12 protein-coding genes are annotated in these 13,691 nt (G+C 42.7%); 5 read left to right on the top strand and 7 right to left on the bottom strand.

The features are described from left to right. Positions 1-11: 11 nt before the first annotated feature. Positions 12-665: a DUF47 family protein gene (locus QXV08_RS07025; protein WP_342785417.1), complete on the bottom strand. Its 654-nt coding sequence runs from the start codon at positions 663-665 to the stop codon at positions 12-14. Between the two features lie 288 nt (positions 666-953). Between QXV08_RS07025 and QXV08_RS07020 the strand changes: the two genes are divergently transcribed. Beyond that, positions 954-1,343, top strand: coding sequence for a transcriptional regulator (locus QXV08_RS07020; RefSeq protein WP_342785415.1), 390 nt, complete (start codon positions 954-956; stop codon positions 1,341-1,343). A 22-nt stretch (positions 1,344-1,365) separates the two neighbouring features. Here QXV08_RS07020 and QXV08_RS07015 read toward each other — a convergent pair whose 3' ends face one another. Next, positions 1,366-1,671 carry a hypothetical protein gene (locus QXV08_RS07015; RefSeq protein ID WP_342785413.1) on the bottom strand — a complete coding sequence of 102 codons (306 nt, stop codon included), beginning with the start codon at positions 1,669-1,671 and terminating at the stop codon, positions 1,366-1,368. Between the two features lie 290 nt (positions 1,672-1,961). Here QXV08_RS07015 and QXV08_RS07010 point away from each other — a divergent pair, with 290 nt between their 5' ends. The 3 genes from QXV08_RS07010 to QXV08_RS07000 are packed head-to-tail and all read left to right on the top strand — an operon-like array spanning position 1,962 to position 3,635. Continuing rightward, positions 1,962-2,255: a DUF211 domain-containing protein gene (locus tag QXV08_RS07010; RefSeq protein WP_342785411.1), complete on the top strand. Its 294-nt coding sequence runs from the start codon at positions 1,962-1,964 to the stop codon at positions 2,253-2,255. 6 nt (positions 2,256-2,261) lie between these two features. Then, complete coding sequence (locus QXV08_RS07005) at positions 2,262-3,008, top strand: serine/threonine protein kinase (protein ID WP_342785410.1); 747 nt, start codon at positions 2,262-2,264, stop codon at positions 3,006-3,008. A gap of 48 nt (positions 3,009-3,056) precedes the next feature. Then, a complete protein-coding gene (locus QXV08_RS07000; protein ID WP_342785408.1) occupies positions 3,057-3,635 on the top strand; it encodes a YfcE family phosphodiesterase in 579 nt (192 codons plus the stop codon). Here QXV08_RS07000 and QXV08_RS06995 read toward each other — a convergent pair. The 5 genes from QXV08_RS06995 to QXV08_RS06975 all read right to left on the bottom strand — a co-directional run bounded on the left by QXV08_RS06995 (position 3,613) and on the right by QXV08_RS06975 (position 13,178). Further along, positions 3,613-4,689, bottom strand: a complete 1,077-nt coding sequence (locus tag QXV08_RS06995; RefSeq protein WP_342785406.1) for an ABC transporter ATP-binding protein — start codon at positions 4,687-4,689, stop codon at positions 3,613-3,615. The genes QXV08_RS07000 and QXV08_RS06995 overlap by 23 nt on opposite strands. A gap of 15 nt (positions 4,690-4,704) precedes the next feature. Then, positions 4,705-6,948 (bottom strand): iron ABC transporter permease, encoded by a 2,244-nt coding sequence (locus tag QXV08_RS06990; RefSeq protein WP_342821437.1) that lies wholly within the window; start codon positions 6,946-6,948, stop codon positions 4,705-4,707. Positions 6,949-7,024: 76 nt separating this feature from the next. Next, positions 7,025-8,575 carry an ABC transporter substrate-binding protein gene (locus QXV08_RS06985; RefSeq protein ID WP_342791505.1) on the bottom strand — a complete coding sequence of 517 codons (1,551 nt, stop codon included), beginning with the start codon at positions 8,573-8,575 and terminating at the stop codon, positions 7,025-7,027. A gap of 301 nt (positions 8,576-8,876) precedes the next feature. Further along, entirely contained in the window at positions 8,877-10,823 is a 1,947-nt protein-coding gene (locus QXV08_RS06980) for a glucodextranase DOMON-like domain-containing protein (RefSeq protein ID WP_342785400.1), read from the bottom strand. Positions 10,824-10,901: 78 nt separating this feature from the next. Next, positions 10,902-13,178, bottom strand: coding sequence for a metallophosphoesterase (locus tag QXV08_RS06975; protein WP_342785398.1), 2,277 nt, complete (start codon positions 13,176-13,178; stop codon positions 10,902-10,904). A gap of 72 nt (positions 13,179-13,250) precedes the next feature. Here QXV08_RS06975 and hjc point away from each other — a divergent pair, with 72 nt between their 5' ends. Then, the gene (gene hjc / locus QXV08_RS06970) at positions 13,251-13,691 is read left to right on the top strand and encodes a Holliday junction resolvase Hjc (RefSeq protein WP_342785396.1); all 441 of its coding nucleotides are present in this window, start codon (positions 13,251-13,253) and stop codon (positions 13,689-13,691) included.

Below are 13,691 nucleotides of genomic sequence, written 5' to 3'. Positions count from 1 at the left end.
GTAAACCATATCTATCTCGATATAGTGAACAATCGGTAGATGTCAGCTATGTTCTCGAATACATCGCTTATTCCTTCTAGGTCCTCTATTATGGGTGGGATCACTATACACTCTGGTTTAACCTCCTTGCTACAATACAGGTATATCTTCCCCACTGCTTCAAGTCTTAGCTCATCTATTTTCTTCTCCAGAAATTCTATCTCATGGGTTAATTCAAGCGCTTTCCTAGGATCCTTATTGATCGCCTCAAATAGCTCCAGGATCTTAAATGATGCCTCAAGACTCTTATCCGCGATCTCCTTCATCAATACCTGGATCTCCCCTTGTATTGGCACACCTGACTCTATCACAAGAAGTATTCTCTTACCAGCAGCTTTCGCGAAACCAAGAGCTTCATCAAGGGATAAAACGAATCTCAGAATATTTTCCCTGTCTTCCGGATGCAGGTATGCTGCCTTTAACTCTTTAATCATTTCTTTCTTTAACTCATCGCCTTTTTCCTCAATACTATTTAATTCATTATATAGCGTTGAGACCGCGCCGACCCCACTAGATATATTAGAGACCAGCTCTACTAATTTTGATATACCCTTGTTAACTATCTTGGCATGCTCTATAACGCTTGAAAGTATGGCCTCGAAGTAGCGTCCTCTAGGTAAGCTCATATGGTATCCACCGGTCATTATTTATAACATTTAACTATTCCTCCCTTAAAATCCTATGGCTCTCCTTAAGCCGCCTCAACCTTGGTACCCTATCACTAGGTTTAACCAGCTAGCTTAACGGGTGATTTCCCATGTTCATTGACTCAGTTATCTTGCTTACCTGGTACTTAGTGGTATCTTAGACACGGTATGCTCTCCACCTGGCCTCATCCCGCTCTGAAGCGCGAGCTTTCATTTGTAAAATTTATAAGTTTTTAATACGAATTACTTAGTGAACATGGTGATTTTATGAGTAATATCGGATATGACAGCATATACGATATACGTTTCCTAATTAAACGCGGAATAGTACTAACACCCCCATTACTGAAAACACTTGAAGCCGTAATAACATTAAAGAAGGTGACTGCTGAAGACGTCTCCAAGTATACTGGCAGAGCTAGGACAATCGAGTCTAGATATCTCTCCAGGCTGAACAAGATAGGTATAATTGCGAAGGTTAAGGAGGGAAGGAGGGTATATTATATAGAGCCCGTCCAAGCAGTACAGGAAGCCCTACGCAAATACGGGGAAAATATTATAGTAGAGCAACTAGCCCATCAAATAAGTCTCCCAGCCGACATAGTGAAATTCATAGTGGAGCTAATAAAAGCGGGCAAGGCACCCCCGTCAACCTAGGGTATGGGCAATGCCTAACGAGTTAATTTAAATTAAGCTGTATCGAGATAGTCTCCATGGACTTAGTCTTAAACGACAATGTTATAGAGGTTATCTCCCCATTACTCCTCCTCAACCCCTCTGCAAGAGCTTCCATTACACGTGTCAATAATAGTGTCCTGGATATTGAGCCCTGTCTCGCAACGAATTTATCGATAATCTCTAAATCCTCCTCGTTCACTCTCAGCGAGATCATTCTCTTCCTAGGCTTCAATGATATCTCTATTACATTTCCATCAATAATCACAGCGTTTTCACTGGTGTTACCGCGTATCTTGGCTAGTACCATTTATTACGCACCACAAGATCATTTTTGAATTCTAAATTAATAAATAGATCCTAGGGTTTATCGACTCATTGTCATTAAAATATTTAAGTAAAACAAACATTATTGTTACTAAATACAAAAAGTCCCATGAAAACTCAATGATTATATCACCCTAACCGTTTTATTTACAATGATCCCTGTAACGCCCCCGTATCGGGGTAGGGATGAACAGGGACGACTCCCCTGGGCTTTTCACATGTTTAAAAGTCTAGTAAGCTACTTAATTATCTAGGTTATAGGGTTCAAGCCCGGTGAAGAAGTTGTTGAAGAGAATAGTGCTGGATGTATTATACCCGGTTAGAGGTGTATCGATAATCGACTTGGCTAAATCTATTATAGAGATAAATGGTATTAACTCGGTTAGTATTACCGTTAAAGAAGTAGATGTAGATACACAGAACATATTGGTTATAGTAGAAGGCATTAACATAGACTATGATGACGTGAGGAAAATCATAGAGAGGGGAGGCGGTGTAATACATAGCATCGACCAGGTAGTTGCAGGGGAAAAGATAATAGAGCCTCCTGAGTACCTGTTAAAGTGAGTAGTCTTGAATATAAATATCCTTGAAGCACTGGATAACCTCTCGAGACAGACATCAGTTATAACGGTTGACTCGAAAAAATTAGTTGTCAAAGAATATGGAAGGGAGGTTGGATTAATCAAGTGGTTCATGGTCAACCTATCCTCACTCTCAATAAAAATGTATCCATTTGCCCTGAATCCAAGGAACCGTATGGAGAGGGAGGTAGCTTTTCTGAAAACAAGTACACCAGGCTTTAGTAAGCCCAGTTTATACATAGTAGATTATATAGGTAAGAGGATAATCAGGAGCTATGTAGAGGGAGAGAAGTTAACCTATACAATGCCGGTAGAGGTATACAGGCTACTAGGGGGACTCCTAGGGCGACTACACTGTAGTAACTGGGCTATTGGGGATACAAAGATATCTAACTTTATACATAGTGGTGGAGAAATATACATCATCGATGCCGAGCAAGCAATTGAAACCAGGAATGTAGAACACTTTATATGGGATTTAATCGTCTTAGTTTCAACACTAGCCATAAGCTGTTATACTAACTGCGTATTAAACCAAAATACATACATGGATAGACTCCAAGGATTTATCAAGGGATACCTGGGTTCTACATGTATTCCAATGGAAACACTATCCAGCGTTATGCTGAGCGAGGATGTAAAGATATTACTATACCTGTTAATACCCTTCCCATTAAACACCGCTACTGTGAAGACTTTGAACAACATGTTTTTCAGGGAGAAACATGCTAGATGAATAAAAAGAACCGTTAGATAGTGAGGGGGAGGAGAGACGAGGATACTCTTGGCTGGAGATACACATATACCCGATAGGGCTGAAAGAATCCATCCCTCTATTAAAAAACAATTAGAGTACAAGTCCCCCTTCGACTACTTGTTATTCACCGGTGATTTAACTTCAAGAGAAGTCATAGACTGGCTTAATAAACTAAGTGGAAGAGTACTTATTGTAAGAGGTAATATGGATTACCTCCCTCTACCGAGAAACCGTATAGTGGATATAGATACCTGGAAAACCGGGTTAATTCACGGGGATGAGGTTCATCCACGCGGTGATACAATGGGTTTAACCAGGATCTCAATAGAGCTTGGTGTAGACATATTGGTTTCAGGTCACACGCACTCGCCATTCATTAAGACCGGTGTAAAGAGAAACATACTTCTCCTGAATCCAGGTTCTTTAACCGGTGTATGGGGCGGTGGAGGAGGTTCCTTTAAGCCATCATACATTATTCTCGAGGCCGAAGGCCTCAATCTATATATAGAGTTACATATATTAGAAGGAGGTAGTTTAGTTATCGAAAAATACATGGCTAAGTGGAGTGATATGGGATGGAATATTACTCGGGTGGAAGAACAATAATGTTTCTCCACGGTAAAACCAGCTCTATCTCGCTACCAGTACTTACCTCAACAGTATTGGGCAGATACACTAGCAGGGGCAGTTTCCCTATCTTAACCCTGGCCTCTATCTTCTCACCGAGGAACATTGCAAAGTCAACAACGCCCTTAACCACGGTGTCGCCGCTTGACCCACTGCTACCTAAACGAATCACTTCTGGACGTATTACAATGGATACCTTGCTCGGCAGCTTCTCAAACGGTGAAACACCTCGAACAACTATGTCTGCATCCTCAAGCCTTACTTCCACATAGTCCTTGCTCTGTGCCACCAACTCGCCTGGATAAATACTGCTCCTACCTAGGAAATCAGCTATAAAGAGGCTGCGAGGCCTAAAGTACAACTCCTGCGGTGAGCCAACTTGTATCACTCTTCCCCTATTCATTACAGCCATCCTATCACTGAGGCTCATCGCCTCCACTTGATCATGTGTGACATATATAGTGGTTAAATTCAAGCTCCTCTGTAACCTCTTTAATTCCTCCCTCATCTCGATCCTGAGTTTTGCATCTAGGTTACTCAAGGGCTCATCTAGGAGGAGTACCCTGGGTTTAACGACTAGGGCTCTTGCAAGCGCCACCCTCTGCTGCTGCCCACCCGAGAGTTGTAGTGGGTATCTATTCTCCATTCCTGAGAGCTTTACTAGTTCAAGGGCCTCCTTAACCATCTTCCTTATATCTTCATCAGTTAATCCAAGCTCCTTCCTCCTAAGCTTTAATCCGTAAGCCACATTCTCGAATACCGTCATATGGGGCCATAAGGCGTAGTTTTGGAAAACCATTGAGGTATTTCTTTTATATGGCTTTACAAAGGTGATGTCTTCATCGTCAAAATATACCCTCCCCTTATCAGGTGTTTCAAAGCCGGCTATTATTCTAAGAGTAGTGGTTTTACCACACCCGCTGGGCCCTAGGATCGCGAAGAATTCGCCGCTCTGTATTTCAATGTTGACATCTTCAACTGCTACCACGTTACCATAGTATTTTGAAACACCTTCTAGTTTAACCCGTGTCAAATCCCCCACCCTTTCTTATACACCTATAAAAGCGTACCTCTGTTTAAATACATATACCACTATTATAACCACAATCAACTGGATCAATATAAGTATTGTACCCATGGCGGCTACAAGCATTGGTCCCTGGCCAGCTGCACCTGCAATGTTTTGAGCCATATAGTATGTTAATGGTGCCTGATCACTATTCATCCCGCCGAAGGTTACACTAGTTGACACCTCTGTAGCCATGTATATGAAGCCCAGGAGCGCACCGCTTAATATGTATCCAACTATGAATGGTAGTATAACTCCAAAGACCACCTTGAACCTGGATGCGCCGAGATTCATCGCGGCCTCCTCAAGGTTCTCGTGGACCTGTTGGAAGCCCGCAAACACTGATCTCACCACATATGGAAGTCTTCTAACACTGAAAGCTATAATGAACACGAACCAGACAGCAAAAGATGGACTACCAGGCATCAGGTGTGTTAGGACCCCTGGTATAATCGGGGATAAAGCCTCTGCAAGTATGTAGAAGAAGTAGTAGTAGCCAAGAGCCAATACTAATCCCGGTATCGCTAGAGGAGAGGTAGATAATGCATCTAGAATGTTTGCAAGCCACTTTATCTTCAACCTGCTAACGCTGTAGCCTACAGCCGTAGCCAGGAATACCGCTAGTATCACTGAGATGCCAGCGTATACCAGGGTATTGACCAGGTAACGATATATGGAGGGATCAGATAATACTTTACTAATATACATAAAGATGTTATCAGGTATGGATAACTCGATGCCAGTGGCACCTGGATAAGGCTTAAGTATTCCAAGCGATATCAGCACTACACCTACCTGGGGGAGCATGGCAAATAATACTATAGGGAATATTGCGAGGTATACTGCTATTAAGCCCAATACTCCAGGACGTCTTATCCTAGGATTAAATCTACCTCCCCTACTGATCATCGCATAACTCCTTACGCTGACATAGTTTCTAATGGCTAGGAATGAGACAAGGGTTATCAGTAGTAATATAATGCCGAGCGCGGCTATTTCAGGTGCAATAAGCCCTGTGGCCGAGCGTATACCCATGAATATCTTGTAGCTCATGAGACTCTGAGCATTGAAAACTATTGGTGCCCCTAGATCCTCGAGGCTGAATACAAACACTAGTATTGAACCAGCCGCAATACCTGGCAAAGCAAGGGGTAGAGTCACCGTCCTGAATAATCTGAATCCTTTAGCACCGAGATTTTCGGCCTGCTCCTCTGTTGAAGGATCAATGTTTATGAAGCTATTATACGCGTTGAGATATACTATTGGGAAGAAAGTCACTATTTGAGCTACAATAACCCCTGCTAATCCCTGGATCATTAACTTGTACCCGAACAATGCATTGATCAAGGTTGAAACAGGTCCGTCCGGCCCCCATATTAATTTAACCACATATGCATTGATGAAGGGAGTGTTGAATAACGGTATTAATGCCAGGATACGGAGTAACATGTGCCCTGGAAACTTGTACCGGGCAAGTATGTATGCTACTATTACCCCTAGGATTGTGGCGAAAATCGTTACAATAGATGCAACAATCAGGCTATTAACCACTGGGCCGTAGTCAATACTCTTCAAAACCAGTAACTTCTCGCCACCAGGCATCTCTATCAGTTTCCACCAACTTTTATCTATTGGATCAAGGTTGACATAGCTACGCGTCCTTAACACATTGTAGAAGTTGCTCCACCATTCACCTCCAGCTGGTGGGGTAAAAGAATGTATTAGCACTAAGAATATCGGCACAATCATGAATAATACCAGGTAAACTAGTCCGAAAACCATGAAGAACCACATTGTTGCATCAAGCTGGTTGATAGTGTTCCGTATCCTACGTGCCAGCTTGATTCTTCCCTTACCAATAAGAGTCGTTCTCTTCTTTGACTCACTGATCTTATCCACTATGTATCCAGATACTCCTACACCTATAAGTGGTGCTAGGAACCCTGCGAGCGATAAGGGGTACCCATAGGCATCAATTAATAGTATTATGAACAAGTATATGAGGGATGCTATTACGATGAAACTCATGGAGAAGCTATATTTAATGTACTCATAGCTATAGACATTCTTTAAAACCATTATACACCCAGCTATTAAGCCTGCTAGGATTAATACTTGATTCACTTGTTTTGAAGCATCTACCGTTAAAATATTGTTGATAATAACTGATAACGTTAGAAATAACACACTGATAAGTAGCAGCAGTATATTGGGCCTACTCAATGGTGATCCCCACACCATGTTTTGTTTTATACATGAGGAGGAAGGGGTTTAAAAATACGGCTCTGGAATAAATTATTCAGCTGGAAGGAACTGGTTTTCCAGCTAGTGCATCATTTAACAGATTTAATGCATTAAGATATCTCTGCCTTGCCAGCTGCTCCCATTGACTCATTAATGACTGGTATACTGCTGTATCCTTTTGAAGTCTCTGATTAATGAACACTGCGTAATCTAATGTGAAACTGGTTTGCTTACCCGTTACAGGATCCGTGAAGGTGAGTGGTTTTGATATATACATGGATAAGTAGTCGAACCATTCCTTACTTATCTTACCATTCAAATAGGCTTGGGCTATTCTTGCCCATGCAGCTTGTAGATCGTCATGTGGATTCACCAATGTAGCCTTGAAGTAGTATATAACCGAGTATACCCAGTTTGCTGAAAGAGTCTCATTGAATAATATACTCTGTGCATTCAATGCATCCTGAAGGGCCTGCTTCAAGTCTTGCCTGCTTTGACCCTGTGTTGTATTGAAGACATATGGGTTCACGGGTAGCCTATTGATATCAGGGTTGAGCCAGACCTGTTGCCCACCATACTCGTTGAGTACCCATGCAACAAACGCTACAGCATGGATCAGGTGCCTCGTGGTGTTTAAGATCGCTATTGGATCACTATTAATTATAGTCTCCCCCTGAGGCGCTATATACTTGCAATTAGGGTTAACCTGCTGAGCCATGTAACCGTAGAAATCTATTGTCGTACCTATAGCTACATCCCCCCTTATCACTGCGTCGCGGGCATCACTGCTTCCAGAATATATTATAGCATTTGCAGCCAGTAGTGTAAGAATCCTCCACCCCTCATCCCATCCTTTAGCCTGTAAAATTATCTCAAAGATCCTAGTGTTGCTTGTACTCATGGTTGGATCAGCTGTAGATATCTGTGGTATGTCGGGCAGGTACTTTGCGTAAACAGGGCTTGCTAGATCCTCCCATTTCTGTGGTGTTGGTAATCCATACTGGTTTAAGCGTACGAGGTTCACCGTGAAACCGAAGCTACTTACACTAGCCCCGATCCACCGTACCAATCCATTCTGATCAACCTTATATGTCTCAGCCCCACCTATAACCCTTGGTATCTTATCCATCTCATATTTTATTGCCTGGAACTCAGGTTTACTAAGGTCGATGGGTAGGAGATATCCCATGGAATCCATAGTGTTAAATAATGTAGGACCACCACCCCATGCCACGTCTATTGGCTTACCCGCCTTGGCAGCGTTATCGATATAGCTAGACCATAATTCAGCTGACACAGATAAAAACCGTATATTGACTATACCCAGCTCCTTCGCTACCGGGGAATTCAGAAACTCTTTTGTAGTCTCACTCAGGATGGATTGTTCATGCCTTGTTATCACTATTAACTCTATATTCCTCTCGGTGGTCAACTGCTTTAATTGATCTAGCCATGGATACTCAGGGTATGTAGGCTTACCTGTTGTAGTTGTAGTAGATGTCACCGGTGGGGTTAGAGTTCGTGCACCAAGGAATACCCCTATTACCGCTATTATGACAACCACTAAAATAAATAGTGCTTGAAGCCTAGTAAGGGCGCGAGCCATATATATACTCCCCTGTTAAAATAGAATATATACACTACATATAATTATAAATTTTTATATGGTAGCTCTAAAACAATGGAAAGGGTCTTCAATGAATCTTCTTGCATTCTCCACCACCTTCTCGTACTTGTGGCTCCTCATGCCGTAGAGCTTTCCAGCGAAGTGAGAAATTATTGTTATCAAATCCTCAACCAGCTCCTCCTTAGGGCCTTTACAACTGAAAGCCTCGCTCTTTAGGGCGAGGAGGAGGCCAGTGAAAAGTAAGACTATTTAATGAAGGGTGTTTAAAAAATGCTCCTACCTATTTCCTCTTTAATAGCATTCCAATGGCTAAACCCACTATTAGAGCTACCACAGCAGCTATTCCCGTAATAGTCATATCTGTCTGGGTAATGGTCGTGGGTTGCGTAGTCGTACTTGTAACGGTTTGTGTAGTTGTTATGGTTGTAGAAACAGTTGATGTCACTGTATTAGTTACCGTAGTAGTGGCGGTCGTAGTAACAGTTACCGTTACAGGGGGATAGTATATCGCACCGCCCTTTATACCGTAAACTACAGCGAGCTTTTTGGCACCCGCATCATAGCTCTTCAACATATTGTATTGATCCTGGTCAGTTGGGGCTAGTAAGTCTACTATTTTCGGCTGCACGCCTGCTAATACGGCTAGGTTGTCTGCTCCTCCAAGAGCCCACTCCTGTGGATCACCGGGGTTAACTCCCCTTATCTTCATTTCACCGTATCCATCATAACTAGTTAGGAAGACGTACCATATCCAGCTCCCGATGTTACCTACATCACTTAAGAGGCTCTTTGCTATTTTAACCTCGATTATATTGAGGTCTGTATAGGCATAGACATCGAATAATGTAGTGTTACTGTATTCATCAGCTATAAGCTTGTTATCAGCCCTATATAGGGCTGATACTTCTCCATCAGGATATGGTGTATCGCCCCAACCAGGTACCGCTATTATCGCGTAGTTCCAGCCTGGCGCGAGATCCACGTGTAGGCCAAATGTAGAAGTATTGACTGGTAGTGATTTATCTGTTGTCTCAACGTAAATCTGGACGTGTTGCAGGCTGAAGCCGTTCGGCCCGCCCCATGGATTGCCTCCAAGATCCCTGACCTCTACCTGTAGATAAATGAAGTCGTTGTCCTGCAACACCTTGAAGTTAACTAGGTCGAATACGCCGGGTTTAAACACAGTGTTGGTTGGGTATAGAAGGGTTCCCTGACCCTTGTCATCACCAGTTGGATCACTTACCTCGAGAACCTTCTCAGCCATGTAGCTCGGCTGTATAGCGACTTTTATCCACCACTTCAACAGGTTTTCAACGAATCTAGGCCCATCCAGTGGTACACCATAATATGAGGAAGCCCATGCAGGCTCGTAATCACCGTAGAGGGATTCCGACGCCACAGTTATAACAACGTTTTTATCAGCCCAGTACTCGGCTGCGTAGCCGATGAAATCGAACCATCCTGCTCCCTGTCCGTAGAGTATTGGGTTGTATACGTATGGCTCTGGTTTATTATTATCACCTATGTAGGCTTTATGGAACCAGGCTATCCTGATAAGTCCTGGGAAGGTCTCTTTAACGGGGTCATGATAGTTTCCTTGCTCATCAACCCATATCACTACGCCTGGCCCATGCATTAATATGGGTTTTTCAATGTTTTGATCCAGCATCCAGGTGTAGAGGTTGGGTACGTTATCCGGTTCAACGAATGCAAGCATTCTATAGTATGCCTGTGCACAAGTTGGATATGTTGTCCCCTTATATGTATAGTTCATTGAGGGATCAGAGTATGCCGAAGCCTGTTCAAGCCTTAATTTGGCTCCAATGTATTCGAGTACCTTGTTAACGTTATCTATAGTAGTGGGACCGGTGCCGTAGTCGCTGTCTCCAGCTATATATAATACCTTGTGACCGGTGTTAATCCAGTTGTATATGGCATCTAATTCGCTCGGGGCAAATGCGACCGTTGGCTGACCTATTAACAGTATGTCGACGCCGTTTAATGTATCGTTTGTTATGGTTGTTCCTTTAGGTATAGTCTTCCAGTTGACGAACGTCAGATTCCCCATTATATAATTTAAATACTTATCGCTCTCGCCATGGGCTAGGTCAACAGCCACTGTGACTGTCCTCAGGGATGGCTGCGGTTCAGCCCGTGTCACCTGTAGGATGGCTGGAACTATTAGTAGTGAGAGTATTAATAGTGAGATAACAAGTAGTCTACGCATTTACTCCACCTCATAAATTATATTCTAATGAATAGTTAAAAAATGTTTAGTATTGACCAGCTTCAAATATAGGAGAGACTATTTTCCACTACTCCTCCTTATCAATGACACTAATAATATAATGACCACTACAACAACCACTATTCCCAGCATGATAAGATAAGATGAAGGTGCTTCTCCGGAAGGCGTAGTAGTGGTTGTCTGAGCCGTAGTAGTTGCTGTAGTAGTCGTTGTAGTGGTTGTAGTAGATGTAGTTGTGGTGATGGCCGTAGTGGTCGTAGTGGTAGTAGTAGGAGTCGTTGATGCAGTGGTCGTAGGAGTGGTTGTCACTGTAGTAGTTGTTGTAGTAGTGGTGGTTGTCATCGTAGTTGGGGTGGTCGTAGGAGTGGTAGTTGTAGTGGTTGTTAACGTGGGACCCACGAATGTAATGTTGAATTGGGTGCTGGCTGTGTTTCCAGCATTATCCGCTACCTGGATTAACAGTGGCTGCATCACCGTAGTATTAGAGATGACATATACTGTTATGAGAAGGGTTATCGTGTTGAATTTCTCCGTATAGGTGCTTGGAGTCATTGTATAGGCGTTTCTTTGAGGCATACTACTATAGTTAATTACATTGTCACCCAGTCTAACCACTATACTACTCGGATCTATCCCTAACCCCTCATCAGATATCTCAATATATATTGTTACATCCCTATTAACGGAGGGCGTTTGTGGCACTATTCTTCTCAGGAATACCACGGGTGGTTTGGGGTCGGGATCTGTGTACAGCCTTAATGTTAACCCGCTCTGGAAAGGCAGGTTTAACTCGAATAATAGGAAGAGCCTGCCCCCGATGATCTTGTAATCAATGATCTTTATGGATGCATTATTCAAGGCGTTGACAATTCGATAGTTTATATTGTTTCCAGCCCATGGCAGGCTCCATAGTATGGTGCCAGAAAAGTTTATCCATGATAAATTATTATTCTCAAATCTAAACGTGTAACCTGCATCAGAGTAGACAACATTCATATATGTAAACGTTAGATTACTCCATCCAAGGTTATTTTGAACCGGGTATATTCCTATTGGTATACTGTTTAAAGCCAGGGCCCTTGTAGAGTTCTGGAAACCAATGAATGTGGACGGCTTTAACGGGAAGTCTAATCGACCAGTATTCAAGTCGAACTCCATGAGGCTTAATCCATCATAAGATGCTGAGCCATGCGCCAACGTTGTAAATGTGAGGAATAGTGTTGTCGTACCAGTCCTAGTGCTTACATACTTCGTGAAGAAGTCCCTATGCGTGTGACCAGATAGAACCATTGTTACATTATAGTCCTCCACGAGTTTCAAGAAGTATCTGAACGCTGTCATGTTATTTGACCAATAGCTACTCAAGGGCGTGGAGGGACCGCCTGGAACATATGGTTTCAACACAGTTTCATCATCATACCTAGTGTATAGCTCGCCCTGATAGTAGAATGGTGGGTGATGGACTAATATCATTTTGTAGGGTATACTACTATAATTCTGAAGCACCTGTTGAGCGAACACTAGGTCTTCCCATGATGGATATCCTTGCTCGGGTGACCATATGCCTATTATAAGTAGCTTACCCGCTATTACCCTAAACCACTTCGTGGGTCCGAGATAATTCGTGTAATAAGTGCCCCCGGAGGCATAATCGTGATTCCCGGGTATACTTAACACAGGTATGTTATATAGGTAGGCATACCTGTACGCAAGAGCCATCATATATTCTGATGAAGCAGCGTTATCGGTTATATCGCCGAGCCATAGAATGAAGAAGGGTGATAGCAGGTTATCTATAGTGAATCCAGCTATACGATTGATATCACCTGTAAATGGATTTGGCTGGCCTGCTATGAAGTGTATATCAGTGTTCTCTACGAATCTAATCACTGAAGGCCAGGACTTCACTACCCATACTGATCTAGGTACATTGTATACTGTTGAGCCTGCTAGAAGAGACAAGTCATATAATCCATCCTCGACTCCTGCTGATATAGTAGCCTGATATATGCCTGGACCCATACTGCTTATACTTAAAGTATAATTGTAGACTACAAGCTGGTTGTCAACTGGTTTAACAGTCCATATGTACGCTGAGGAGATACTGAGGGAAGAATACTCTGGCCTAAGCTCTATGATGAATGATTCCCCGGGTGACACTATAACTGGAACAACTGGTCCCATGTTAGAAGTGATGATCTCGGTCATATTACTCGTTATAGAGGGTATAGCTGGGGTTGTCTCAGCAACTGCAATATAGGTATTCAAGTACACTGTTGAACCAAGTATTACGAGAAATAACAATAGATAATGCAGGTAATATCGCGTCTCCAATACACATCACCTTACCGAGATATCATTTTAACTATCTCAAATAATAAATTTTAATCGATCTGAGGGAGCAGTATGAGTAATAGGACTAGGGGTTTTTCTCATGAAAGGGATTTAGTTAGGAGGCTGTGGGATCAGGGTTTCGCAGTTATTAGGGCTCCTGCAAGTGGTAGTAGAGCTAGGTATGTCAAATACCCTGATATAGTGGCTATTTACCATGGTAAAATAGTAGCCATGGAGGTTAAGACTGTTAAAGAGGAGAGAACAATCTATGTTAGAAGGGAGCAGGTGGAGAAGCTACAGGAGTTCTCAAGAAGGGCTGGCGCGACACCCTTCATAGCTGTTAAATTCGTTGGAAGCGGGGAATGGTTCCTCATACCCCTCGAGAAACTAGCCGAGTCAGAGGGAAGTGCCTTCAAGATCCCAGTTGAAACCGTGAAAAACAGTCTCAGGCTCAAAGCATTAATCTCAATGATTAAGGGGGATAAGAGTATACTGGATTATACTATGCAGTGA

The sequence above is a fragment of the Desulfurococcus sp. genome (genome assembly GCF_038881575.1).
In the GTDB taxonomy this organism is placed as follows: domain Archaea; phylum Thermoproteota; class Thermoprotei_A; order Sulfolobales; family Desulfurococcaceae; genus Desulfurococcus.
Note: the sequence above shows the minus strand (reverse complement) of the source record. Positions and strands in the feature narration are given on the sequence as shown.